22 protein-coding genes are annotated in these 21,786 nt (G+C 71.1%); 14 read left to right on the top strand and 8 right to left on the bottom strand.

Going from position 1 to position 21,786, the window contains the following annotated elements:
* Window positions 1-127: 127 nt before the first annotated feature.
* The gene (locus tag ACFYXH_RS11040; RefSeq protein WP_389561838.1) at window positions 128-1,333 is read left to right on the top strand and encodes a cytochrome P450; all 1,206 of its coding nucleotides are present in this window, start codon (window positions 128-130) and stop codon (window positions 1,331-1,333) included.
* A 44-nt stretch (window positions 1,334-1,377) separates the two neighbouring features.
* On the opposite strand, the gene ACFYXH_RS11035 is transcribed toward ACFYXH_RS11040, so the two are convergent.
* Window positions 1,378-2,073: an aspartate/glutamate racemase family protein gene (locus ACFYXH_RS11035; RefSeq protein WP_385300788.1), complete on the bottom strand. Its 696-nt coding sequence runs from the start codon at window positions 2,071-2,073 to the stop codon at window positions 1,378-1,380.
* A gap of 95 nt (window positions 2,074-2,168) precedes the next feature.
* Between ACFYXH_RS11035 and ACFYXH_RS11030 the strand changes: the two genes are divergently transcribed.
* The gene (locus ACFYXH_RS11030) at window positions 2,169-2,951 is read left to right on the top strand and encodes a hypothetical protein (RefSeq protein WP_389561768.1); all 783 of its coding nucleotides are present in this window, start codon (window positions 2,169-2,171) and stop codon (window positions 2,949-2,951) included.
* A gap of 11 nt (window positions 2,952-2,962) precedes the next feature.
* On the opposite strand, the gene ACFYXH_RS11025 is transcribed toward ACFYXH_RS11030, so the two are convergent.
* Window positions 2,963-4,045 (bottom strand): class I SAM-dependent methyltransferase, encoded by a 1,083-nt coding sequence (locus ACFYXH_RS11025; protein ID WP_389561767.1) that lies wholly within the window; start codon window positions 4,043-4,045, stop codon window positions 2,963-2,965.
* A gap of 397 nt (window positions 4,046-4,442) precedes the next feature.
* On the opposite strand from ACFYXH_RS11025, the gene ACFYXH_RS11020 reads away from it, so the two are divergent.
* The 3 genes from ACFYXH_RS11020 to ACFYXH_RS11010 all read left to right on the top strand — a co-directional run bounded on the left by ACFYXH_RS11020 (window position 4,443) and on the right by ACFYXH_RS11010 (window position 6,139).
* Window positions 4,443-4,733 carry a glycosyltransferase gene (locus tag ACFYXH_RS11020; protein ID WP_389561766.1) on the top strand — a complete coding sequence of 97 codons (291 nt, stop codon included), beginning with the start codon at window positions 4,443-4,445 and terminating at the stop codon, window positions 4,731-4,733.
* The gene (locus ACFYXH_RS11015) at window positions 4,730-5,134 is read left to right on the top strand and encodes a GtrA family protein (RefSeq protein WP_389561765.1); all 405 of its coding nucleotides are present in this window, start codon (window positions 4,730-4,732) and stop codon (window positions 5,132-5,134) included. The genes ACFYXH_RS11020 and ACFYXH_RS11015 overlap by 4 nt, the downstream gene beginning before the upstream one ends.
* A 138-nt stretch (window positions 5,135-5,272) precedes the next feature.
* Window positions 5,273-6,139, top strand: a complete 867-nt coding sequence (locus ACFYXH_RS11010; protein WP_389561764.1) for an SDR family oxidoreductase — start codon at window positions 5,273-5,275, stop codon at window positions 6,137-6,139.
* Here ACFYXH_RS11010 and hutI read toward each other — a convergent pair.
* The 4 genes from hutI to hutU all read right to left on the bottom strand — a co-directional run bounded on the left by hutI (window position 6,118) and on the right by hutU (window position 11,756).
* Window positions 6,118-7,287: an imidazolonepropionase gene (gene hutI / locus ACFYXH_RS11005; protein ID WP_389561763.1), complete on the bottom strand. Its 1,170-nt coding sequence runs from the start codon at window positions 7,285-7,287 to the stop codon at window positions 6,118-6,120. The genes ACFYXH_RS11010 and hutI overlap by 22 nt on opposite strands.
* 217 nt (window positions 7,288-7,504) lie before the next feature.
* On the bottom strand, window positions 7,505-8,854 hold the full coding sequence (locus tag ACFYXH_RS11000) for a formimidoylglutamate deiminase (protein WP_389561762.1): 1,350 nt from the start codon (window positions 8,852-8,854) through the stop codon (window positions 7,505-7,507).
* A complete protein-coding gene (locus ACFYXH_RS10995; protein ID WP_389561837.1) occupies window positions 8,845-10,035 on the bottom strand; it encodes an allantoate amidohydrolase in 1,191 nt (396 codons plus the stop codon). Before ACFYXH_RS10995 ends, ACFYXH_RS11000 begins: the two co-directional genes overlap by 10 nt.
* Before the next feature lie 56 nt (window positions 10,036-10,091).
* Window positions 10,092-11,756: a urocanate hydratase gene (hutU, locus tag ACFYXH_RS10990; protein ID WP_389561761.1), complete on the bottom strand. Its 1,665-nt coding sequence runs from the start codon at window positions 11,754-11,756 to the stop codon at window positions 10,092-10,094.
* A gap of 118 nt (window positions 11,757-11,874) precedes the next feature.
* On the opposite strand from hutU, the gene ACFYXH_RS10985 reads away from it, so the two are divergent.
* The 5 genes from ACFYXH_RS10985 to ACFYXH_RS10965 all read left to right on the top strand — a co-directional run bounded on the left by ACFYXH_RS10985 (window position 11,875) and on the right by ACFYXH_RS10965 (window position 15,566).
* Entirely contained in the window at window positions 11,875-13,194 is a 1,320-nt protein-coding gene (locus ACFYXH_RS10985; RefSeq protein ID WP_389561760.1) for a diaminopimelate decarboxylase, read from the top strand.
* Window positions 13,195-13,397: 203 nt separating this feature from the next.
* Window positions 13,398-13,835: a hypothetical protein gene (locus ACFYXH_RS10980; protein ID WP_389561759.1), complete on the top strand. Its 438-nt coding sequence runs from the start codon at window positions 13,398-13,400 to the stop codon at window positions 13,833-13,835.
* A complete protein-coding gene (locus tag ACFYXH_RS10975) occupies window positions 13,832-14,668 on the top strand; it encodes a transcriptional regulator (RefSeq protein ID WP_389561758.1) in 837 nt (278 codons plus the stop codon). The genes ACFYXH_RS10980 and ACFYXH_RS10975 overlap by 4 nt, the downstream gene beginning before the upstream one ends.
* Window positions 14,669-14,705: 37 nt before the next feature.
* Entirely contained in the window at window positions 14,706-15,134 is a 429-nt protein-coding gene (locus ACFYXH_RS10970; protein ID WP_362682574.1) for a roadblock/LC7 domain-containing protein, read from the top strand.
* Window positions 15,135-15,191: 57 nt separating this feature from the next.
* Entirely contained in the window at window positions 15,192-15,566 is a 375-nt protein-coding gene (locus tag ACFYXH_RS10965; RefSeq protein ID WP_389561757.1) for a hypothetical protein, read from the top strand.
* 86 nt (window positions 15,567-15,652) lie between these two features.
* Here ACFYXH_RS10965 and ACFYXH_RS10960 read toward each other — a convergent pair whose 3' ends face one another.
* Complete coding sequence (locus ACFYXH_RS10960) at window positions 15,653-16,489, bottom strand: MurR/RpiR family transcriptional regulator (RefSeq protein WP_362682568.1); 837 nt, start codon at window positions 16,487-16,489, stop codon at window positions 15,653-15,655.
* Window positions 16,486-18,000 carry an aromatic amino acid ammonia-lyase gene (locus ACFYXH_RS10955; RefSeq protein WP_389561836.1) on the bottom strand — a complete coding sequence of 505 codons (1,515 nt, stop codon included), beginning with the start codon at window positions 17,998-18,000 and terminating at the stop codon, window positions 16,486-16,488. Before ACFYXH_RS10955 ends, ACFYXH_RS10960 begins: the two co-directional genes overlap by 4 nt.
* 141 nt (window positions 18,001-18,141) lie before the next feature.
* Between ACFYXH_RS10955 and ACFYXH_RS10950 the strand changes: the two genes are divergently transcribed.
* The 4 genes from ACFYXH_RS10950 to ACFYXH_RS10935 are packed head-to-tail and all read left to right on the top strand — an operon-like array spanning window position 18,142 to window position 21,693.
* Complete coding sequence (locus ACFYXH_RS10950; RefSeq protein WP_389561756.1) at window positions 18,142-19,434, top strand: ABC transporter ATP-binding protein; 1,293 nt, start codon at window positions 18,142-18,144, stop codon at window positions 19,432-19,434.
* A complete protein-coding gene (locus ACFYXH_RS10945; protein WP_389561755.1) occupies window positions 19,431-20,075 on the top strand; it encodes an ABC transporter permease in 645 nt (214 codons plus the stop codon). The genes ACFYXH_RS10950 and ACFYXH_RS10945 overlap by 4 nt, the downstream gene beginning before the upstream one ends.
* 4 nt (window positions 20,076-20,079) lie before the next feature.
* A complete protein-coding gene (locus ACFYXH_RS10940; RefSeq protein ID WP_362682556.1) occupies window positions 20,080-20,745 on the top strand; it encodes an ABC transporter permease in 666 nt (221 codons plus the stop codon).
* Window positions 20,746-20,757: 12 nt separating this feature from the next.
* The gene (locus ACFYXH_RS10935) at window positions 20,758-21,693 is read left to right on the top strand and encodes an ABC transporter substrate-binding protein (protein WP_389561754.1); all 936 of its coding nucleotides are present in this window, start codon (window positions 20,758-20,760) and stop codon (window positions 21,691-21,693) included.
* Window positions 21,694-21,786 lie beyond the last annotated feature (93 nt).

Raw genomic sequence — 21,786 nt, 5'->3', positions numbered from 1 at the left:
CTGGAGTTGCCCAACTCGCGTTCGAACAAGGTCCGCTGCTCGTACCATCCGAATGCTCCCGGTCACTCAGGGGAGTTCGACGTGTCCTGGAGGACTGTTGACCACCTCACGTGACACCGCGCACCGGATGGACCCGGCCGGCGGCTGCCCGCACGCGGACAATGCCCGGCTGCTCGCGGCGGGCGCGGTCGCGCCGGTCGTGCTCCCCGGCGAGGTGGCGGGCATGGCGGTGCTCGGCCATGACGCGCTCAAGGAGTTCCTCGCCCATCCCGACGTAGCGAAGGGGGCGGCGCATTTCACCGCGCTGCGCGACGGGGAGATACCCAACGGCTGGCCACTGAAGACCTTCGCGACGGTGCAGGGCATGACCACCGCCGACGACGCGGACCACCGGCGGCTGCGCTCTCTGGTGAGCAAGGCGTTCACGGCCCGCCGGGTGGAGGAGCTGAGGCCGCGGATCGAGACGGTGACGGCGCAGCTCCTTGACGACCTGGACGAGGCGGCCGCCGCGGGCGAGGGCGTCGCCGATCTGCGCAGACACTTCGCGCTGCCGCTGCCGATGGGCGTGATCTGCGAACTCCTCGGTGTGGACGCCGAGCACCAGGACCGGCTGCACCATCTGTCGAACCAGGTGGTGAGCACCTCCATCGGCCCGGAGGAGGCGATGGCCGCGAACCGCGAGATGGTCGCGGTGCTCGGGGCGGTCGCCGCGTCCCGTACGGAGGCCCCCGGCGACGATCTGACCAGCGCGCTGATCGCGGCCCGCGAGGAGGACGGCGACAGGCTCAGCCGGCACGAACTGATCGGCACGCTGCTGCTGATGATCATCGCCGGGCACGAGACGACACTGAACCTGATCACCAACGCGGTGCGCGCGGTGTGCGCCCACCGGGACCAGCTGGAGCTTGTGCGGTCCGGAAAGGCGGCCTGGTCGGACGTGGTCGAGGAGACGCTGCGCTGGGACAGCCCGGTCAGCTACTTCCCGTTCCGCTATCCGACCCGGGATCTGACGGTCGACGGAACGGTGATCCCCAAGGGCACGCCGGTGCTTGCCGGTTACTCGGCGGCCGGCCGCGACAAGTCGGCGCACGGCCCGGACGCGGACCGCTTCGACATCACCAGGACCGGCGGCGCCCGGCATCTGTCACTGGGCCACGGCCCGCACTACTGCCTGGGTTCGCCGCTGGCGCGGATGGAGGCGACGATCGCGCTGGAGCAGCTGTTCACGCGCTTCCCGGAGCTGGATCTGGCCGTCCCGGAGGCGGAGTTGCCGCGGCACACGAGCTTCGTGGGCAACAGCGTGCACACGTTGCCGGTACGGCCCCGGGCCTGAGGCGCAAGCTGCGGGCGGACGTCGGCGCACGCTGTGGGCGGACGTCAGCGCCCGCCCAGAGCGGCGTCCACCGCGGCCTCGGCATGCAGCCGGGTCGTCGGGAACACGGGCACCGGGCTGTCCTTCTCCCCGATGAGCAACTCGATCTCGGTGCACCCGAGTACGACGCCTTCCGCCCCGGCGGCGACAAGCCGGCCGATCACGTCCTGGTAGGCGGCTCGGGACTCCTCCCGTACGACTCCGAGGCACAGCTCCTCGTAGATCACCCGGTGCACCAGGGCACGCCCTTCCGTGTCGGGCGTGAGTACCTCGAGCCCGTGTCCGGCCAGCCGGTCCCGGTAGAAGTCCTGCTCCATGGTGAAAGCCGTTCCGAGCAGCCCGACCCGGCCGATCCCCTGCGCGCGTACGGCATCGGCGGTGGCGTCCGCGAGATGCAGCAGCGGCACGGAGACGGCGGCCTCCACCTGCCCCGCGACCTTGTGCATCGTGTTCGTACAGATCAGCAGCAGATCCGCGCCCGCGGCCTGGAGCCCTCGTGCGGCCTCGGCGAGGATCTCACCGGCGCGCTCCCACTCCCCCGCGACCTGGAGCTCCTCGATCTCGGCGAAGTCGACGGAGTGGAGAACGCACTTGGCGGAGTGCAGCCCGCCGAGCCGTTCCCGTACGAGCTCGTTGAGAAGCCGGTAGTACTCAGCGCTGGATTCCCAGCTCATGCCGCCGATCAGCCCGATGGTCTTCATCGGCTCACTGTGCCATGCCCGCCGTGCCGACTCGGCCGTCAGTGAGAAAATGGGACAAATACCCTTTCTCGGGGATGCTCCCGTGGGAGGCAACAATGATGGCGTCGCAAGGCACAGAACCTGCCCTGCCCGCTCAGCACAGAGACCTCTGGCCCGGGATAGCCGGGCTGGTGGCCGGTGGGCTGCTGATCGCCGGGCAAGCTCTGTGGATGGGCACACCCGGCACCAAGGGGAGCGGCGCGCTCAGGCACGTCTTCTTCTACTACCTCAAGGGCAGCAATCGGGACCTGTCGGAGGCCACGGCCCTGATACTGCTGGTGTCGGGCCTGCTCTTCCTGTTCTTCCTGGTCGCCCTCTCCCGGCTGGCCGGCAACCGCTCCCACCTGGTGCTGGTGGGCGGCACGGTCTTCGCGGCCCTGCTCATGGTCGCGGCGGTCGCCGGGAACATCTTCGCCATCACGGCGAACCACTCCGAGGCGTTCCCGGTGCTCCCGGGGACCGCGCTGTTCGCCATCCTGCTGCTGAACATGGCGTACGGAGCTCTGATCGCGTCGATGGCGGGCGCGGCGGTGATGCTCTTCGCGCTCTGGCGGGCGGGTCAGGAGACCCACTCGATCCCGGCCTGGCTCGGCTGGGCGGGCTTCGTGGTGGCGGTGGTGTCGCTGGCGGGGCCGCTGACCGCGTGGCTGACGCCGCTGCTGCTGGGGGTGTGGGCGCTGGGGGCGGGCGTTGTGCTGATCATGAACGCGCGTATCGCACGGGCCGAGAAGGAGCCGGCGGGCAGCACGCCCGCGGAGGAGGGCACCGGTCCGACGGACAAGCCGCCGAACATGCCGACGGACAAGCCGTCGGACAAGCCGTCGGACAAGGAGAGTTAGCCTTCGGCGCGCTACGGAGCCTTCCGTGCCAGTACACGGTAGGCGTTGCCCCGGTTCGCCGACCGCGCCGCCAGCAGGATGAGGACATCAAGGAATCCCGCCAGAGCGAGAGACGGGGCCTTCGCCACGAGGGCCGCCTTCCGTGACATCCGGTATCCGGTGCCGCGGCTCGGCAGCCAGGGGGCGTCGGGATCGGGCATCAGAGCGTTCCAGAAATGCACCATGGCCATCAGGAGGTCGGCCCCCGGCTGGTGTGCCATTCCCCGCTCTTCGGCCACCGGATCCAGGCCCCGGTTCCTCAGCGCCTCTTTGAGATTGCCGATCGGGAACATGTGCAGATGCTGGGGCTGACACCACGGGTTCCAGCGCCAGCCGAGGACACGGCTCAGCGGCCACTCGGGGTCGGGAACCTCGATCAGCAGATGCCCCCCGGGCGGGAGCACCCGGGCTGCCGCGTCCAGCTCCGCGAAGGGATCAAGGGTGTGCTCCAGGTAGTGGTGCATGCTCACCACGTCGTAGCGCCCCGTCAGGTCGTCGGCCAGCTCAGGGAACGGGCCGCGATGGGACCGGTCGATCCAGCCCCGGCGCACTCCCTTGTCGACCCCGTCCCCGAAGTCCAGGCCGTCGAATACGGCGTTGGGCCAATGAGCGCGGGCCGCCCTGCAGAAGTGTCCGTGCCCGGCTCCCACATCCAGCCAGGCCTTGGGCGAGGTGTGACGGTCGAGAAACGCGATCCGCCCCCGGTAGGTGGCGGCCTGGAGCTTGAACATCCTCTCCCGGAGGGCCTCTTGGTAACCGTCGTAGCAGTCACGGTAATAGAATTCCAGCCCCTCCGGGGTAAGCCGCGGGTTCTGGAACACATGGCCGCAGCCACCGCATTCCTCAAGTGTGAATCGCCCCGGCTTGTGCTGGACCACATCCGGGCTCCGCAGCAGCACCTTCAGTGCGGCCGAATTGCACCAGGGGCATTCGGTGTTCCGCGGCTCGAGGAAGCGATCCACCCCGATACTCATTTCGGATTGGTAGCGCATCCGGGATGCGGCCATGTCGCCGGTGCCCCCGACGTAGGCGGTCGGGGTTTCTTGGGAAGCCATAGGAGCTCCTTCGGGCCTTCGGGATGGCACCGTTTCGCTACGTCACCTGACTATGGATTTTCAGGGTGACCACTGATCAGGTGAGGCGATGGCACGTAACAGACGAGGCCCTCGGGCTGTTGAGCGAGATATTCGATGTCTCAACTCTTCAGCCAGGGAGCCTCATCGATGACGCATCCTGCCGCGCTGAACCTGCCGCACGCCCTCATGGTGTGGGTGACATGCTGATCGTCACCCGGGTGGGCGACGTCTACCGTCATGGCCAGGTTTTGAATGCGGCAACCGAGAGCGTCTGTTCAGGCTGTGCGGGCACGGCGAAAGGACCGATTGCGGATGCCACCGCCACGCAGGGAGCACATACCGCGGCGCGTACCGTCGGGTGTGTTCCACTGTGGGCATGCCGGAGATCGGGATTTCGGTCGTCGTGCCGTGCCACGAAGAGAATGAAGTGATCGAAACCTTTCATGCTGCCTTGACCGCTGAGCTCGAGCCGATCGGTGAGCCCTATGAGATCTGCTACGTCGACGACGGCAGCGGCGCCGGTACGGCAGAACTGCTGAGGGAATTGGCGGCCACCGCGCCGCAGGTGCGCTGCACCTCCTTCAGCCGGAACTTCGGCAACGAGTCGGCCCCCCTGCGGTCCGCCCGTGTTCTCCCCGTCGCCGGCGCAGCGGCATCCAAGCCATGAACCCGCCCGCCCTTCACCAGTTCGCCGTCTTCGCCGCGATCGGCCTCGCCAACACCGCGGTCTACTACGCCGTGTACGTCGTGCTGAACCTCTGGATGCCCTACCTGGCCGCCCACGCCCTGGCATACGCGGTGAGCCTCGCCGGGTCGTTCCTGCTCAACTCGTACATCACACTGCGAACCCGCCCCACCTGGCGGGCCTTCTTCCGCTTTCCACTGTCCGGACTGGCCAACCTCGCGGGCAGCGGCATCCTGCTTCATCTGGCCGTGAGCCGGCTGCGCATGGACGAGCAGTTCGCGGCACTCGTCGCCGGCGTGCTGGTGATGCCCGTCTCGTTCCTGATCACCCGCTGGGCCATCACCTCCGGCGCGAAGCCGGAGGTCGCGCGGACCATCCCATAAGGGCCGCCGGGACCGGGACCGGGGGCGGGGCGGGGGCGACACGGAGCGCTTCCGCTTCGCGGTCGAGGCGCTGCTCACCGGGTTCGACCGGGCCCGGCCGTAGCCTCGGAGAAAGCAGCACGACGAGAGGACGCGCCCATGCCCCCAGTCATCGCCGTCACCGGAGCCGGCGGACAGATCGGCGGGCGTCTCGCGCGGCGGCTCTCCACGCAGGGGTTGGGCGCGCGGCTGCTGGGGCGGGATCCCGGACGGCTGCCGGAGCTCGCCGGGTGCGTCAAGGCGCCGCCCGCGGCCTACGGGGACGGGGAGGCCATGCGCCGGGCGCTCGACGGGGCCGACACGCTCTTCCTGGTGTCGGCACACGAGGCGGCCGACCGGGTGCGGGAGCACATCACCGCCGTGGACGCGGCCGTCACGGCGGGGATCGGGCGCATCGTGTACGTCTCGTTCCTGGGCGCCGCGCCCGATGCGACCTTCACCTTCGCGCGCGACCACTGGCACACCGAGGAGCACATCCGGGGCACAGGACTCGCGTACACCTTCCTTCGCGACAACCTCTATCTGGCCGGGCTGCCCGCCATGGCCGGCGCGGACGGGGTCATCCGCGGGCCGGCCGGGGACGGGCGCGTGGGGGCGGTGGCGCACGAGGACATCGCTGATGTCGCCGCTGCCGTACTGCTCGGGGACGGACACGACGGGGCGACATACGACGTCACCGGACCCGAGGCACTCTCCCTCGACGAGGCCGCCGCGGAGCTGACCCGGTTCACCGGGCGACAGGTCACCTATGTGCCCGAGACCCACGAGGAGGCGTACGCCTCACGGGCCAAGTACGGCGCGGAGGAGTGGGAGGTCGCCGGCTGGGTGTCCTCCTACCAGGCCATCGCCAACGGCGAGATGGCCACCGTCTCCGATGTCGTGCCACGGCTGACGGGCCGTCCGGCGCAGACCTTCACCGCGTACCTGGCCGGGCACCCGCGCAGTTACCGGCACCTCTTGCCCTGACGCCAGACCTCCGAGACGAGCGGCACGCCCGGCCGGTAGGCCAGGTGGACATGGCTCGGCGCGTCGAGCAGAGCGAGATCCGCGCGGGCGCCGGGGGTGATGCGACCGATGTCGGTACGGCGCAGGGCCGCCGCGCCGCCCGCCGTGGCGGACCAGATCGCCTCGTCCGGGGTCATGCCCATGTCCCGTACGGCGAGCGCGATGCAGAACGGAACGGAGGAGGTGAAGGACGAGCCCGGGTTGCAGTCCGTGGACAGCGCGACGGTCACACCCGCGTCGAGCAGGCGGCGGGCGTCGGGCCACTGCGCGCGGGTGGAGAACTCCGCGCCGGGGAGGAGCGTGGCGACGGTCGCGCCGTTGGCGAGCGCGTCGACGTCCGCGTCGGTGAGGTGCGTGCAGTGGTCGGCGGAGGCGGCGTCGAGCTCGACGGCGAGCTGCACACCGGGGCCGTAGCTGAGCTGGTTGGCGTGGACGCGCGGGTGCAGGCCCTTCGCCTTGCCGGCGGTGAGGATCGCACGGGCCTGGTCGCCGTCGAAGGCGCCCTTCTCGCAGAAGACGTCCACCCAACGGGCGTACGGAGCACAGGCGTCGAGCATCTCGCCGGTGACGAGGGCGACGTACGCGGCGGGGTCGTCGGCGTAGTCGGGCGACACGATGTGCGCGCCGAGGTAGGTGACCTCGTCGGTGTGGAGCGCGGCGATACGAAGGGCGCGCGCCTCGTCCTCGACGGTGAGCCCGTAGCCGGACTTGGTCTCGAAGGTGGTGGTGCCCTGGCGGAGGGCCTCGTCGAGGTAGCGCGTGAGGTTCGCTTCGAGCGCCTCGTCGGTGGCTGCGCGGGTCGCGGCGACGGTGGTGCGGATGCCGCCGGCGGAGTAGGCGCGGCCGGACATCCGGGCGTTGAACTCCTGGGTGCGGTCGCCGGCGAAGAGGAGGTGGGAGTGGGAGTCGACGAAGCCGGGGATGACGGCGCGGCCGCCGGCGTCGTACGCCTCGTCGGCGTCGGGCGCGCCTGCGGCGGGGCCGGTCCAGGCGATGCGGTCGCCGTCGATGACGACGGCGGCGTCCTGGAGGAGGCCGATGGGGCCTTCGCCGAGGGCGGGGTCGTTGGTGACGAGGCTGCCGATGTTGGTGATGACGGTGGTGGTCATGGGTTCCTCTCGGTGGGGGACTTTTCCCCTGCCCGCCCCTTCCCGCAGCCGGGGGCAAGCCCCCAGACCCCGAACGCCCTTCGGGCATGTCCTCAATCGCCGGACGGGCTTGAAAGTTCGGGCCGACCTCTTCAGCCTCGCCGGCGTTTGAGGCGCGGGGTCCGGGGCGGAGCCCCGGCTACGGGAATTGGGCGGGGTGGGGGAAGAAAACAGGGCCTCAAGCCCGCAGCGCGTCGATCGACTCGGCCAGCGCCCGCGCGACATCCGGGATCAGCGTGTGCACCCCGTCCCGCACCACATGGCGGCCCGCCACAACCGTGTGGCGCACATCCGCCGCCGTCGCCGCGAAGACCGCCGTCTCCGCCGCCAGGCGCGGCACCGGACCCGCCGTGCGGACCGAGTCCAGGGCCACCGTCGTGAAGTCCGCCGGCGCGCCCGGCTCGAGGCGGCCCGCGTCGTGCCATCCCAGTGCGGCGTGGCCGTCTTCGGTCGCGGCCCGCAGGAGAGCCGCGGCCGTCCAGTGGCCGCGCGTCCGGGTGCGCAGGCGTTCGTTCAGCTCCATGGCGCGGGCCTCTTCGAGCAGGTCGATGACCGCGTGGCTGTCGCTGCCGAGCGACAGCGGTGAGCCCTCCCGCTGCAGCGTCGCCGCCGGGCCGATGCCGTCCGCCAGATCGCGTTCCGTCGTCGGGCACATGCATGTGCCGGTGGCGGAGGAGCCCAGCAGCGCGATGTCCTCGTTCGTCAGGTGCGTGTTGTGGACGCCCGTCGTGCGTGGGCCCAGTACACCGTGGTCGGCGAGCAGGCGCGTGGGCGTACAGCCGTGTGCCGCCCGGCACGCGTCGTTCTCCGCCGTCTGCTCGGAGAGGTGGACATGGAGCGGGGCCCGGCGGGCCTCCGCCCACTGAGCCACCGTGCTCAGCTGCGCGGCCGGCACCGCGCGTACGGAGTGGAGCGCCGCGCCGATCAGCGCATGGTCACTGCTCTTCAGCGCGGAGGCCCGTTCCGCCCATGCCTCTGCCGTGCCGTCGGAGAAGCGCAACTGGTGCTTGTTCGGCGCCTCGCCACTGTGCTTATCCCTGATGGCGGACGACAGATACGCCGTGTCCAGCAGCGTGATCCGGATACCCGCATCCGCCGCCGCAGCGATCAGTGCCTCGCCCATCGCGTTCGGGTCGGAGTACGCGACACCGCCGGGCGCATGGTGCAGATAGTGGAACTCGCCGACCACCGTGATCCCGGCCAGCGCCATCTCCGCGTAGACCGCCCGGGCGAGCGAGAAGTACGTCTCGGGCGTCAGCCGCGACGCGACCTGGTACATGACCTCGCGCCAGGTCCAGAAGGTCCCTGAGCCCACCTGCACCGTGCCCCGCAGGGCGCGGTGGAAGGCGTGCGAGTGTGCGTTCGCGAGGCCCGGGATGGTCAGGCCGCGCAGCACCACGGCGCCCGGCGGCGGGACCTCGGCCCCCTTGCGTACCGCCGTGATCCGGCCGTCCGTCACCTCGAGCGCCACGCCCGGCTCGACGTTCGTGTCCAGCCAGGCGTGTTCCGCCCAGTACGTCACCTGCACGCCAGGCCCTCCAGTACGTCGGCGAGTGCGATCACCCCGGCCACGCAGTCGTCCTCGGCGGCGAACTCCGCCGGGGAGTGCGAGACGCCGGTGGGATTGCGTACGAACAGCATGGCGGTGGGGATCGATCCGGACAAAATACCCGCGTCGTGTCCCGCGCCCGTGCCGAGCACGGGGACGGAGCCGCCGAGGATCTTGTTCAGCTCGTCGCGCAGCGCATGCTCGAACTCGATCACCGGGGTGAAGGATTCGCGTACGACACGCAGGTCGACGCCGTCCCGCTCGGCCCGCTCCTTCGCCGCCCGCTCGATCGCGGAGACGACCGTGTCGAGCGTGGTCTGGTCGGCGGCGCGCGAGTCCAGCCAGCCGCGCACCAGCGACGGGATCGCGTTGACGCCGTTCGGCTCGACGGAGATCTTGCCGAACGTGGCGACCGCGCCCGCGAGCTCGGCCTCGCGGCGGGCCGCGAGGACCGTCTCGGCGTACGTCAGCATCGGGTCGCGGCGGTCGACGAGCCGCGTCGTGCCGGCGTGGTTGGCCTCGCCGTGGAAGTCGAACCGCCAGCGGCCGTGCGGCCAGATCGCGGATGCGATGCCGACGCGGTCGCCGGACAGGTCCAGCGCCCGGCCCTGCTCGACATGGAGCTCGACGAACGCGCCGATACGGGCCAGCCGTTCCGGGTCGGGTCCGATGGCGGACGGGTCGTACCCGGCCGCCTCCATGGCCTGCGGGAGCGACACCCCGTCGCCGTCGCGCAGCGCGTACGCCGCTTCGGGCGTCAGCTGTCCGGAGGTGAGACGGGATCCCACGCAGGCGAGACCGAAGCGGGCGCCCTCCTCGTCACCGAAGTTGGTGATGGCGAGGGGCCGGGTGAACTGCGCTCCTCTGCCGCGCAGTTCGTCGAGCGCGGCGAAGGAGGAGACCACGCCGAGCGGGCCGTCGAAGGCGCCGCCGTCGGGGACCGAGTCCAGGTGGGAGCCGGTGACGACGGCACCCTCGGCGAGCGGATCGCCGAGCCAGGCCCACTGGTTGCCGTTGCGGTCGAGCTCGTAGGTCAGGCCACGGGATTCGGCCTGTGCCTTGAACCAGGCGCGGCAGTCGGCGTCGGCGCGGGTCCAGGCGTAGCGGCGGTAGCCGCGGCTGTCGGCGTCGCGGCCGATGGGTGCGAGGTCCCGCCACATCTCGTGGAAGGAGGCCCCCGCCGGTCCGGCGGGGGGGCCGCTGGGAGCGTTCACGGTCACGCCGGGTCGCCCTCGCGCATCGGGACGCGCACGCCGCGCTCGTCCGCGACCGACTCGGCGATGTCGTAGCCCGCGTCCACATGGCGGATGACACCCATGCCCGGGTCGTTCGTCAGTACGCGGCGGATCTTCTCGCCCGCGAGCTTGGTGCCGTCCGCCACCGAGACCTGCCCGGCGTGGATGGAGCGGCCCATGCCGACGCCGCCGCCGTGGTGGATCGACACCCAGCTCGCGCCCGAGGCCACGTTGACCATGGCGTTGAGCAGCGGCCAGTCGGCGATCGCGTCCGACCCGTCCAGCATGGCCTCGGTCTCGCGGTACGGGGATGCGACGGAGCCGCAGTCCAGGTGGTCGCGGCCGATCGCCAGCGGGGCGGCCAGCTCGCCGGACGCCACCATGTCGTTGAAGCGCTCGCCCGCCTTGTCGCGCTCGCCGTAGCCGAGCCAGCAGATACGCGCCGGCAGGCCCTGGAAGTGGACGCGCTCGCCGGCCATCTTGATCCAGCGGTGCAGCGACTCGTTCTCCGGGAAGAGCTCGAGCATCGCCTTGTCGGTCTTGTGGATGTCCGAGGCCTCGCCGGACAGGGCCGCCCAGCGGAACGGGCCCTTGCCCTCGCAGAAGAGCGGCCGGATGTAGGCGGGGACGAAGCCGGGGAAGGCGAACGACCGCTCATAACCGGCCAGCTGGGCCTCGCCGCGGATGGAGTTGCCGTAGTCGAAGACCTCGGCGCCGGCGTCCATGAAGCCGACCATCGCCTCGACATGCTTGGCCATCGACTCACGCGCGCGCTGGGTGAAGTCCGCGGGCTTCTCCGCCGCGTACGACGCCATGTCGTCGAAGTCGACGCCGATCGGCAGGTAGGCGAGCGGGTCGTGGGCCGAGGTCTGGTCGGTCACGATGTCGATGGGCGCGCCCTCGGCGAGCATCCGCGGCAGCAGCTCCGCGGCGTTGCCGAGCAGGCCGATGGAGAGCGGCTTGCGGGCGTCGCGGGCCTCGACGGCGAGCTGGAGCGCGTGCTCCAGCGAGTTCGCGCGCACATCCAGGTAGCGGTGCTCGATACGACGCTCGATCGCGCGGGGGTCGACGTCGATACAGATCGCGACGCCGTCGTTCATCGTCACGGCGAGCGGCTGCGCGCCGCCCATGCCGCCCAGACCGGCCGTCAGTGTGATCGTCCCGGCGAGCGTGCCGCCGAACTTCTTCGCGGCGACCGCGGCGAACGTCTCGTAGGTGCCCTGCAGGATGCCCTGCGTGCCGATGTAGATCCAGGAGCCGGCCGTCATCTGGCCGTACATGGTCAGGCCGAGGGCCTCCAGGCGCCGGAACTCCTCCCAGTTCGCCCAGTCGCCGACCAGGTTGGAGTTGGCGATGAGCACCCGCGGCGCCCACTCGTGCGTCTGCATCACGCCGACGGGACGGCCGGACTGGACGAGCATCGTCTCGTCCTGCTTCAGGGTCTGCAGCGTGCGCACCATCGCGTCGTAGGAGCGCCAGTCGCGGGCCGCCTTGCCGGTGCCGCCGTAGACGACGAGCTTGTCGGGGTGCTCGGCGACCTCGGGGTCGAGGTTGTTCTGGAGCATGCGGAGGGCGGCTTCCTGCTGCCATCCCAGGGCGCTCAGTTCCGTACCGCGCGGTGCCCGTACGGGGCGGGGTCCTGACATGGCGATGCCTCCTCGCGACTGTGACCATGACTGTTGGCTTATCTATTCACATCTTGTCGGCCTGAATAGTCTTAGTCAACAGCTGCGGCCCGCCCCGCCGGGTGATTGGCTGGCGCACATGGCTAAGGACCGTCGGGATCAGGCCGTACGAGCGGCAGTGGAGCAGGGTCTTCTCAGCGAGGCGCAGCCGGTGGCCGCGCTCCTCGACGTGGCCGGTATCCGCGCCTCGGCGGCCGCTCTGCGGGCCGCCTTCGCCGCCGTCACCGACGCCGCGGTACTGCACGCCTTCGCCGTGAAAGCCGCGCCGCTGGTCCCGGTACTCGCGCTGCTGCACGCCGAAGGCATCGGCGCGGAGGTCGCCAGCCCGGGTGAGCTGGCGCTGGCCCGCGCCGCCGGTGTGCCCACCGACCACACGGTCCTCGACTCCCCCGCCAAGACGCCCGCCGAACTGCGCGAGGCCCTCACCCTCGGGATCGCCGTCAACGCCGACAATCCGCAGGAGCTCGCGCGTATCGACGCCCTCGTCCACTCCGCCGCCACCCGGTCCCCGCTCGGCCTGCGCGTCAATCCGCAGGTCGGCGGCGGTGCCATCGGAGCCCTGTCGACGGCCACCGCGACCTCCAAATTCGGTGTCGCGCTGCGCGACGAAGGCGCCCGCGACCGGGTCGTACGCGCATATCTCGACCGCCCGTGGCTGACCCGGCTGCATGCCCACTCCGGTTCGCAGGGCATGCCGCTGACTCTCATGGCCCAGGGCATCCGGGCCGTGTACGAGCTGGCCGAGGAGATCAATGCCGCGGCCGGCCGGCAGCAGATCGACACGGTCGACATCGGCGGCGGCCTCCCGGTCAACTTCGCCTCCGACGAAGAGTCGCCCACCTTCGCCGAGTACGCCCGGCTGCTGAAGGAGCTGGTCCCCGGGCTGCTCGACGGCCGCTACGGCCTTGTCACCGAGTTCGGCCGGTCCCTGCTCGCCAAGAACGGGGCCGTCCTCGCCCGCGTGGAGTACGCCAAGACCGCCGGGTCCCGCCCCATCGCGGTCACCCACGCCGGCGTCCAGATCGCCACCCGTACGGTGTACGACCCCATCTCGTGGCCGCTGCGCATCGCCGCGTACGACGCCGAGGGCCGCCCGAAGGACGGTGCCGCCGTCGCCCAGGACATCGCGGGACCCGCCTGCTTCGCGGGCGACCTGCTCGCCGAGGCGCGCCCGCTGCCGCTGCTGAAGCAGGGCGATGTGATCGCGGCGCTGGACACCGGCGCGTACTACTTCTCGAACCACTACGGCTACAACAGCCTGCCCCGGCCCGGCGTCCACGGCTTTGCCACCGCTGCGGACGGGTCGGTGCGGTTCACCACCGTCCGGACCCCGCAGAGCCTCGCGGAGATCGTCGCCGAGTCGGGCGGCGCGCACGCGGACGCGCTGACCGCCCACTGAGCCGACCGCCCGCATCCGCGCATGCCGGACGGCCCGGTCTCAAAACATCAGAAACGGGCGATGTCCGCGGACCTTAGCGGGCCAGGGGCATGTTCCGATGGAAAATGCCCCAACTCCCCCCCGCAGTAGCAACGTTGCGTAACTTCTCCGTCACTGCCGCACATCAGTGCGCGCGGCGCGCCGTGGCGGAGAGGGGAATCCGCGTGCCCGGAATCGACGAGTGTCTGCTGGAAGCCATGCTGGTGCCGGGCGCGCGCGGAGCATCCATCGTGGACTGGATCAGCGGGCTCGCGCTCGGCGCGGTCGGTGAGTCGCCGGGCAGCGACCACGAGGCCACCGCCGCGGAGACGGCCGAACTGGCCAGGATGGCCACCGAGTACACGACGTTCGCGCCCAAGGAGCCCACGGCGTACGGGAGTGAAGGCCCGGGCCGGGAAGGCGAGGCCGAGGGCAAGGCCGAGGGGCCGCCCGTCGAGGACCTCATCGTCACCACCCGCACCGGCTATCACGTGGTGCGTTTCGTGGAGACCACCTTCGACAGCAGCGTGTTCCTGTATCTGTGGCTCGACCGGGACCTGGGCAATCTCGCGCTGGCCCGGCTGCGCCTCCAGAACCTCGCCGAAAGGCTGGTGCTCGGATGAGAGCGGCCGTCTCCCCGATGCTCGTCAGACTCGCGGACGAGCGCGCCACCGGCGTGCTGGTACGCGACCACGGCGCCCTCTATCTGGCCGACGGCCAGGTCGTCCACGCCGAGAGCCCCGACGCGCCCGGCCTTGACGTCCTGCTGACCGCGCGCGGCCGGCTGGAGCCCGGCAGCTGGGCGGACGCGGTCGCGCGGGCCGGCTCGCGCGGCGAGGTCGCCCGCTTCCTCGTCGACAGCGGCCAAGTGGCGGGCGGCGAGCTGGAGATCTGCCATCTCGGCGCGCTGTTCGACGCTGCCTTCTTCGCCCTGGCGCCCGCCAGTGGCCCGACCCGCTTCCGCTACGGCGTCGTCCACTGGATCGGCCGGGTGCGGCCGGTGCCCACCCGGGTCGTCGAACGCGAGGCCCAGCGCCGCAGCCGGCTGCTGGACTCCGTATGGCCCTACCCCGCGGTCGACACCGCGCCGCTGGTGCGCTGCCCGCACACCGCGGGACGGGCGGTCGGGCCCCGCCGGCAGTCGTTGCTGGACCTCGCCGACGGCGTACGTACGCCGGCCGTGGTCGCCCGGGAACTGGGACGCCCCGCCTTCAACACCCTGATCGAGGTGCGCAGGCTGGCCGCCGAGGGGCTCATCGCGACGCCCGCCGAGTCCTCCGCGCCCGGGGGGCCCGCCGCCATTCCTGAGAGCGCGGCGCCGAGTGAGCCCGCTGCCTTGCCCGAGACCGCGGCGCCCCGCGAGCGCGCTGCCTTTCGCGACACCGCCGAGCCCCCGTCCGTCCTGGACTCCGCCCTGCTCCGCCGGCTCCGCGACGCCCTGGAGGCAAACCTGTGACGCACCGCTCCGTCCACCAGGTCCATTGCGCACCGTCATGAGACGCGCGCTGAGGCTGCGCGCCGAGAGGAGACAGCTCATGACGGCCGAGGCCGACGTGCTCGCTGAACTGAAGAAGCTGCGCGTGCGTGTGCCGCAGGTGACCGGCGCACTCGCCGCCAGCACCGACGGCCTCGCGCTGGCGGCCGACACCGCGGAAGCGGAGAGCGTCGCCGCACTGACCGCCGCCGCCCTCGGCGTCGCGCTGCGGCTGACCGAGGCCACCGGGCAGGGGGGCTTCCGCGAGCTGCTGGTCAAGGGCGAGCGGGGATACGTCGCGACCTACGCGGCGGGTTCCTCGGCCGTCCTCACCCTCCTGGCCGAGCCACGCATCAACGTGGGACGGCTCCACCTCGAGGCCCGCCGCTCCGGCGCCCGCATCGGCGAGCTGGTCGACGGCGCACTCGAACGACCGGAGAACACCTGACCCATGACCGACACACCATCGCGAACACCCAGCAGACGGAAAGGAAGTGCGCATCTCATGGCGACTACCGAAAGCGCCCTCAAGGAAGCCACCACTGTCATCGAGGGGGCCCTCGGCGCCGCGCTCGTCGACTACAGCAGCGGAATGGCCCTCGGCACTGTCGGCGGCGGAAAGGACCTGGACCTGTCGGTCGCCGCGGCGGGCAACACCGATGTGGTGCGCGCCAAGGTGCGCACCATGGAGCAGCTCGGGCTCAAGGACTCGATCGAGGACATCCTGATCACGCTCGGCTCCCAGTACCACCTGATCCGGCTGATGAAGGGCCGCGGGGCCAACGGTCTGTTCCTCTATCTGGCGCTCGACAAGGACCGGGCGAACCTCGCCATGGCCAGGCATCAGTTGAAGAAGATCGAGGCCGAGCTGGAGGTCTGACCGCCTCTGGTGTCCTCAGTCATCGGAGTGGCTCCGCACTGGAGCCACTCCGATGACTGAGGATCGGGGTCCGCGGCGGTGCCCCGCTACTCCACGAACAGTCCCCGCGCCGCCGCTCTTGTGTCGAACTCCTCCAGGCGCGCCTGCGCGTCCGGCAGGTCGTCGCACATCGCCTCCAGCAGCACCCGGCCCAGCAGCATCGGCGCGCACGCCGTGTCGAAGGCCAGGCCCGTGCCGACCGCCGCCGGGATCAGCAGGTCGCTGTGGCGCGCCACCGGTGCGAACGCCGAGTCCGCGACCGTCACCACCTTCAGGCCCGCCGAGCGCGCGTACGCCAGCGCCTCCACGACCTCCTTCGGGTGGCGCGGCAGCGCGAAGCAGAGCAGCGCGCTCGCGCCCGCCCGGCGGGCCGCGTCGATGCGGTCGGCGAGCAGCGTGCCGCCCTCGTCGAGCAGGCGCACGTCCGGATGCACCTTGGCCGCGAAGTACGCGAAGCCGCGGGCCTGAGAGGACGCGGCGCGCAGACCGAGCACCGGGAGCGGGCGGGACGCGGCGAGCAGCCGGCCCGCGCGCTCGACCGGGGCCGGGTCGGCGAGCAGTTCGGCCAGATGGCGCAGGTTCTCGATCTCGGCCTGCACCGCCTGCTGGTACTCGTTGTACGTGTCCTTCCCGGCCTCGCTCTCCTCGGGCGCGACCTCCCGCAGATACTTGCGCAGCGCCGGATAGCCGTCGAAGCCCAGCGCGACGGCGAAGCGGGTGACGGACGGCTGGCTGACCCCTGCCAGTTCGGCGAGCTCCACGCTGGACAGGAACGGCGCATCGGCGGCCCGGCGCACCATGCTGTGTGCGATACGCCGCTGGGTGGGGGTGAGCCGGTGCCCCTCGAAGAGCTGCTGCAGCCGTGCGGCAGGGCTGTCGCTCATGCCATCCCCCTCATCAGGTCGGTCGTCTCCGTCATCAGATCCGTGAACCGGTCGAGCAGCGCCGCCGCCCCCGTCACATCATCGGTCAGCGGCCGGTCGGCGAGCTCGTCGTCCAGTACGGCCTCGGCCAGCTCGAAGGCCCTGCCCACCGGGAGCTCCGGATCGGGCCGCAGCCCGCGCTGGCGCAACGCCCGTACCGCGGCGACGAGTTCGCAGCCGACGACGAGCCGGTACGCGCCGCCCGCCCGCAGTGTCTGGCGCGCCGCGAGCGAGGCGAAGCTGGCCTGCTCCTCGACGCCTCGGGACAGTACCGCGTGGCCGAGCGAGGCGGGGGCGGAAAAGGCCCGCAGATCACCGAGGGCCGCGCCGGCCGCGTACTCGAGGATCATCACGCCGGAGCTCGCTGCCTCCGCGTCCGCGAGGAAGGGCCGCAGCCGGGTGAAGGCGGGCTCGTTCAGGGCGGAGAGCCGGGAGGTGGACAGCCGCGCGGTCTGGGTTATGGCGAGCCTGAAGTGGTCCAGGTCCAGGGCCAGTTGGGCCATGTAGAAGCCGCCGTGGTGGTACGCCGCCATGTCGGACGCGCGGATGAGCGGGTTCTCGGCGGCCGCGTTGATCTCGACGGCAAGGGTCCGCTCCAGCGCGTCCGCCGCGTCCTGGGCGGGCCCGTGGATCTGCGGCAGACAGCGGAATCCGTACGGATCCTGGATCCGGCCGAGCGGTGGCGTGGGCCGCTCGGGCGCACCGAGCAGCCGCCGCATCCTGGTGGCGACGGCGTACGTGCCGGGGTGCGGGCGGGCCGCGTGGACGGGTTCGGCGTACGCCTCGTAAGAGCCGTCGACCGCGAGCAGCGAGAGCGCGGCGACCAGCTCGGTGGCCGAGACGAGGGCGCGCAGCTCGTCCAGGGCGAGCGCGGCCTGCCCGAGGGTGAGGGCGTTGGAGCTGATCAGGGCCAGGGCGTCGTTGTTGTCGAGGGCCTGCGCCTCGGGCGGCGGGCCGCCCTCCCAAGGGTGCTCACCGGCCAGCGCGAGGCCCAGCTGGGCCAGGGCCGCGATATCGCCGGTGCCGACCGAGCCGAACTCGTTGACGACGGGATACGCACCGCTCTCCAGCGCCTCGCAGAGCGCGGTGACGACGCCGGGCCGCAGCCCGGCACCGCCCGCGAGCAGCTGGTTGGCCCGTACGGCGAGCATGGCGCGGACCTGTCGGGCGGGCAGCGGATCGCCGATCGCGCCGGCGTGCGAGCGCAGCAGCCGCAGCCCGTGGTCGGCGGCGGTCTCGGTCGGCACATCCTCGTTCCGGTTGGCACCGACGCCGGTGGAGCGCCCGTACACCCGGCCCGAGGCGGCGAGCTCCCGCGCGGCGTCCCAGGAGATCTCGACGCGCTTGACCGCTTCGGATCCGGGTACGGGACGGGCCGCGCCATCGGCCAGTCGGACGATGTCCGCGACCGGGAGGCTCTGTCCGTCGAGGACCACGATGCCGATAGGCGAGTCCATCATGTGGGACGACATCACGCGCAAACCCTTCCTTTTCGGACGGCTTGTCTTGCTTCCCGAGCATCCGTAACCAGTGATTTACCCCGGGGCATTGACATTTTATTCAGACGCCGAGAACTCTGCATGACGATATGCAGGCCGGGCAAGGGACGACTGATGATCAAATTCGAAGCAGTGAACAAGCGCTTCCCCAACGGCACCACGGCAGTCCACGACCTCACCCTGGAGATGGACCAGGGCGGTATCACCGTCCTGGTCGGTTCCTCCGGATGCGGTAAGACCACCACGCTCCGCATGATCAACCGGATGGTCGATCCGACCTCCGGCACCATCCACGTAGGCGGCAAGGACGTCCTGACGCAGGACGCGGCAGAGCTGCGCCGCTCCATCGGATACGTCATCCAGCAGTCCGGCCTCTTTCCGCACCGCACGATCCTCGACAACATCGCGACGGTGCCGCTGCTGCTGGGCTGGGGCCGGCGCACGGCCCGCGCCCGCGCGGCGGAGCTGCTCGAGACGGTCGGCCTGCCGGCCGACGCCGGCAGGCGCTACCCGCACCAGCTCTCCGGCGGCCAGCAGCAGCGCGTCGGCGTGGCCCGCGCGCTGGCGGCGGACCCGCCGGTGCTGCTGATGGACGAGCCGTTCGGCGCGGTCGACCCGGTCGTCCGCACCCAGCTCCAGGACGAACTGCTGCGACTGCAGCAGGAGTTGAGCAAGACGATCGTCTTCGTCACGCACGACATCGACGAGGCGGTCCGGCTCGGCGACCGGATAGCCGTGTTCCGTACGGGCGGCCATCTGGTCCAGTGCGCCTCCCCGGCGGAGCTGCTGGCTCGCCCGGCGGACGACTTCGTGGCGGACTTCCTCGGCGCGGAGCGGGGGTTGAAGCTGCTGTCGCTGTCGACACTGGCGGACGTGCCGCAGCAGCGGGCAGCCGCGATACGGGCCGACGAGCCGGTGGCTTCGGCGAGCGCGGACGGCCGCTGGCTGCTCGTCGTCTCGGCGAAGGGCCGGCCACAGGGCTGGCTCGACACGGATGCGCTACCCGCGCGGGGCACGGCGGAGGACGCGCCGCTGATCCCCGTACGACCGCTGGGCGACGGCGACTCACTGCTCTCGGCGCTCAACGAGTCCGTCGCCTCCCCCGCGGGCCTGGTGGCCAGGGTCGACGCGGACGGCGTTCTGACCGGGGTTACGTCACGGGACGTCATCCACGCCCGCGCGGGCGAGTTCCACGTCGCGGCGTCGAGGCACCCGGCGGGCGCGGGCGCGGAGCCGGCGGCCACAGGCGCAAAGGCCACGGGCACGCAGCCCGGCACCGCGGGCACGGGCGCAACGGCCGCAGGCGCGCACCCCGGCGCCGCGGGCTCGGACTCGGCCCCGACCACCGCGGACACCGACGCGGCGCCCGGCACCACACCCGCCACCCCCAAGGGCGGCACCTCATGACCATCGAATGGTCGTGGATAGCCGACCACACGGGCGATCTCACCACCCTCACCCTCTCGCACCTCCAAGCCGCCCTGTCCGCCGTGCTGTTCGGGCTGCTCATCTCCCTCCCCCTGGCCGTCCTCGCCCACCGGGTCCGCCCTCTGCGCGGCTTCCTCCTCGGGCTGTCGAACGTCCTGTTCACCATCCCCTCCATCGCCGTCTTCGTGCTGCTCCTCCCGGTCTCCGGGCTGACCCGCACCACGACCGTCATCGGCCTGACGATCTACACACTCGTCGTCCTGCTGCGGAACACCGTCGAGGGCCTCGACTCCGTACCGGCCAGGACCAAGGAGGCCGCCAAGGCGATGGGCACCCGTCCCCTGCGCACGCTGCTCACCGTCGAGCTGCCTCTCGCGCTGCCCGTGATCATGGCGGGCGTACGCATCGCCACCGTCATGTCGATCTCGCTCGTCAGCGTGGCCACGTACATCGGCGACGGCGGCCTCGGCCAGCTCTTCACCGACGGCTTCCAGCGCAACTTCCCCACCCCCGTGGTCGTCGGTGTCGTCCTCACCCTCCTCCTCGCGCTGGTCGCCGACGCGCTGCTGGTCGCCGTCCAGTACGTCCTCACCCCCTGGACACGGAAGCAGAGGGCCTGACGACATGTACGAACTCTTCAAGGACCTCGGCTCCTGGCTGACCAGCGGCGCCCAGTGGTCCGGCAGCGACGGCATCGCCCACCGCCTCGCCGAGCACCTCCAGTACTCGCTGCTCGCGACCCTGATCGCCGCCGTGATCGCGCTGCCCGTCGGTCTGCTCATCGGGCACACCGGCCGCGGCGCGTTCCTCGCCATCAACCTCTCGTCGTTCGGCCGGGCACTGCCCACCGTCGGTCTCGTCGTCCTGGTGTTCCTCGCCAGTGGCCTGTCCATGACCCCGGTGTACGTCGCGCTGGTCGCCCTGGCCGTGCCGTCGATCGTCACCAACACCTACGCAGGCATGAGCGCCGTCGACCCGGAGGTGAAGGACGCCGCCCGCGGCCAGGGCATGCGCGGCCACCAGGTCCTGCTCCAGGTCGAGATCCCGCTCGCGCTGCCACTGATCATGACCGGGCTGCGGCTCGCGCTGATCCAGGTCGTGGCGACGGCCACCATCGCCGCGTACGTCAGCTTCGGCGGCCTCGGCCGGTACGTCTTCGACGGCCTCGCCCAGCGCGACCTCGTCCAGGTACTGGGCGGAGCCGTACTCGTCGCGGTGGTCGCCGTCGTACTCGACCTCGCCCTCGCCGCACTCCAGCGCGCCCTGTTCCGACACCGCCGTACAGCCTGAGGAGCTCCAGCCATGAACCGACGTACCCTCCTCGGCGGCCTGTTCGCCGCGGCCTCCGTCCCCGCGCTCGCCGCCTGCAGCAGCGGCATCACCAGCCTCGAAGGCGAGGGCACCACTTCGGGCGGCGGGGGCTCCAGCGCCGGCGGCATCACCATCGGCACCGCCAACTTCACGGAGAACCAGATACTCGGCTACCTGTACGCCGCAGCCCTCGAGGCCGCCGGCGTCACGACCAAGGTCCGCCCCAACCTCGGCACCCGCGAGATCCTCATTCCCGCCCTCAAGGGCGGCGACATCGATCTGCTGCCCGAGTACCAGGGCGCGCTGCTGCACTACCTCGACCCGAAGGCGAAGGCCACCGAGGAGGGCGAGATGCAGAACGCCCTCGCCGTCGCGCTCCCCAAGGGGCTGCAGATCCTCCCGTACGGCATGGCGGAGGACTCCGACGCCTTCGCCGTCACCCGCGAGACCGCCGGCAAGTACGGCCTGAAAACCCTCGCCGACCTCGCGAAGCAGAACGGCAAGCTCGTCATCGGAGCCGCGCCCGAGGTCAAGAAGCGGGTCGTCGGCGTCGTCGGCCTGAAGGACGAATACGGCGTGGAATTCAAGGAGTTCAAGTCGCTGGACTCCTCCGGGCCGCTGGTCAAGGGCGCACTGAAGAAGGGCGACGTGGATGTCGCCAACCTGTTCACCACCGACACCGACATCGCCGATGAGGGCTGGGTGGTGCTCGCCGACCCGAAGAACCTCGTGCCCGGCCAGCATGTCGTCCCGCTGATCGCCGACCGCAAGGCCGACTCCACCGTCCGCAAGGCGCTGGCCCGGCTCGGCGCCGTACTGACGACGGAGCAGCTGACCGAGCTCAACCGGCTGGTCGACAAGGACAAGAAGGACCCGGAAGACGTGGCGAACGACTGGGCGAAGCAGCACGGCCTCACCAAGAAGTAGGGCGCCTGTACCGGCTGTCCCCACCCGGGTGCGGGAGCAACTCCCGACCGGGTGGGGGCCAGGACCGCCCCCCAGGTACCCCCAGGGAAAAAC

It is taken from the genome of Streptomyces sp. NPDC002730 (genome assembly GCF_042888805.1).
GTDB lineage: Bacteria > Actinomycetota > Actinomycetes > Streptomycetales > Streptomycetaceae > Streptomyces.
The sequence above is the reverse complement of the archived record's forward strand: the minus strand, read 5'-3'. Positions and strand labels throughout refer to the sequence as shown.

Bases quoted from the DNA above. Each gene is read 5' to 3' on its own strand.
- ACFYXH_RS10995 (WP_389561837.1), bottom strand. From the start codon at position 10,035: ATGTGGCGGGACCTCGCACCCATCGGCCGCGACGCCGACAGCCGCGGC.
- ACFYXH_RS10940 (WP_362682556.1), top strand. From the start codon at position 20,080: ATGTACGAACTCTTCAAGGACCTCGGCTCCTGGCTGACCAGCGGCGCC.
- ACFYXH_RS10945 (WP_389561755.1), top strand. From the start codon at position 19,431: ATGACCATCGAATGGTCGTGGATAGCCGACCACACGGGCGATCTCACC.
- ACFYXH_RS10955 (WP_389561836.1), bottom strand. From the start codon at position 18,000: ATGTCGTCCCACATGATGGACTCGCCTATCGGCATCGTGGTCCTCGAC.
- ACFYXH_RS10960 (WP_362682568.1), bottom strand. From the start codon at position 16,489: ATGAGCGACAGCCCTGCCGCACGGCTGCAGCAGCTCTTCGAGGGGCAC.
- ACFYXH_RS11025 (WP_389561767.1), bottom strand. From the start codon at position 4,045: ATGGCTTCCCAAGAAACCCCGACCGCCTACGTCGGGGGCACCGGCGAC.
- ACFYXH_RS11015 (WP_389561765.1), top strand. From the start codon at position 4,730: ATGAACCCGCCCGCCCTTCACCAGTTCGCCGTCTTCGCCGCGATCGGC.
- ACFYXH_RS11035 (WP_385300788.1), bottom strand. From the start codon at position 2,073: ATGAAGACCATCGGGCTGATCGGCGGCATGAGCTGGGAATCCAGCGCT.
- ACFYXH_RS11020 (WP_389561766.1), top strand. From the start codon at position 4,443: ATGCCGGAGATCGGGATTTCGGTCGTCGTGCCGTGCCACGAAGAGAAT.
- hutU (WP_389561761.1), bottom strand. From the start codon at position 11,756: ATGTCAGGACCCCGCCCCGTACGGGCACCGCGCGGTACGGAACTGAGC.
- ACFYXH_RS10985 (WP_389561760.1), top strand. From the start codon at position 11,875: ATGGCTAAGGACCGTCGGGATCAGGCCGTACGAGCGGCAGTGGAGCAG.
- ACFYXH_RS10950 (WP_389561756.1), top strand. From the start codon at position 18,142: ATGATCAAATTCGAAGCAGTGAACAAGCGCTTCCCCAACGGCACCACG.
- ACFYXH_RS11030 (WP_389561768.1), top strand. From the start codon at position 2,169: ATGATGGCGTCGCAAGGCACAGAACCTGCCCTGCCCGCTCAGCACAGA.
- ACFYXH_RS10965 (WP_389561757.1), top strand. From the start codon at position 15,192: ATGGCGACTACCGAAAGCGCCCTCAAGGAAGCCACCACTGTCATCGAG.
- ACFYXH_RS11040 (WP_389561838.1), top strand. From the start codon at position 128: ATGGACCCGGCCGGCGGCTGCCCGCACGCGGACAATGCCCGGCTGCTC.
- ACFYXH_RS10935 (WP_389561754.1), top strand. From the start codon at position 20,758: ATGAACCGACGTACCCTCCTCGGCGGCCTGTTCGCCGCGGCCTCCGTC.
- hutI (WP_389561763.1), bottom strand. From the start codon at position 7,287: ATGACCACCACCGTCATCACCAACATCGGCAGCCTCGTCACCAACGAC.
- ACFYXH_RS10970 (WP_362682574.1), top strand. From the start codon at position 14,706: ATGAGACGCGCGCTGAGGCTGCGCGCCGAGAGGAGACAGCTCATGACG.
- ACFYXH_RS11010 (WP_389561764.1), top strand. From the start codon at position 5,273: ATGCCCCCAGTCATCGCCGTCACCGGAGCCGGCGGACAGATCGGCGGG.
- ACFYXH_RS10975 (WP_389561758.1), top strand. From the start codon at position 13,832: ATGAGAGCGGCCGTCTCCCCGATGCTCGTCAGACTCGCGGACGAGCGC.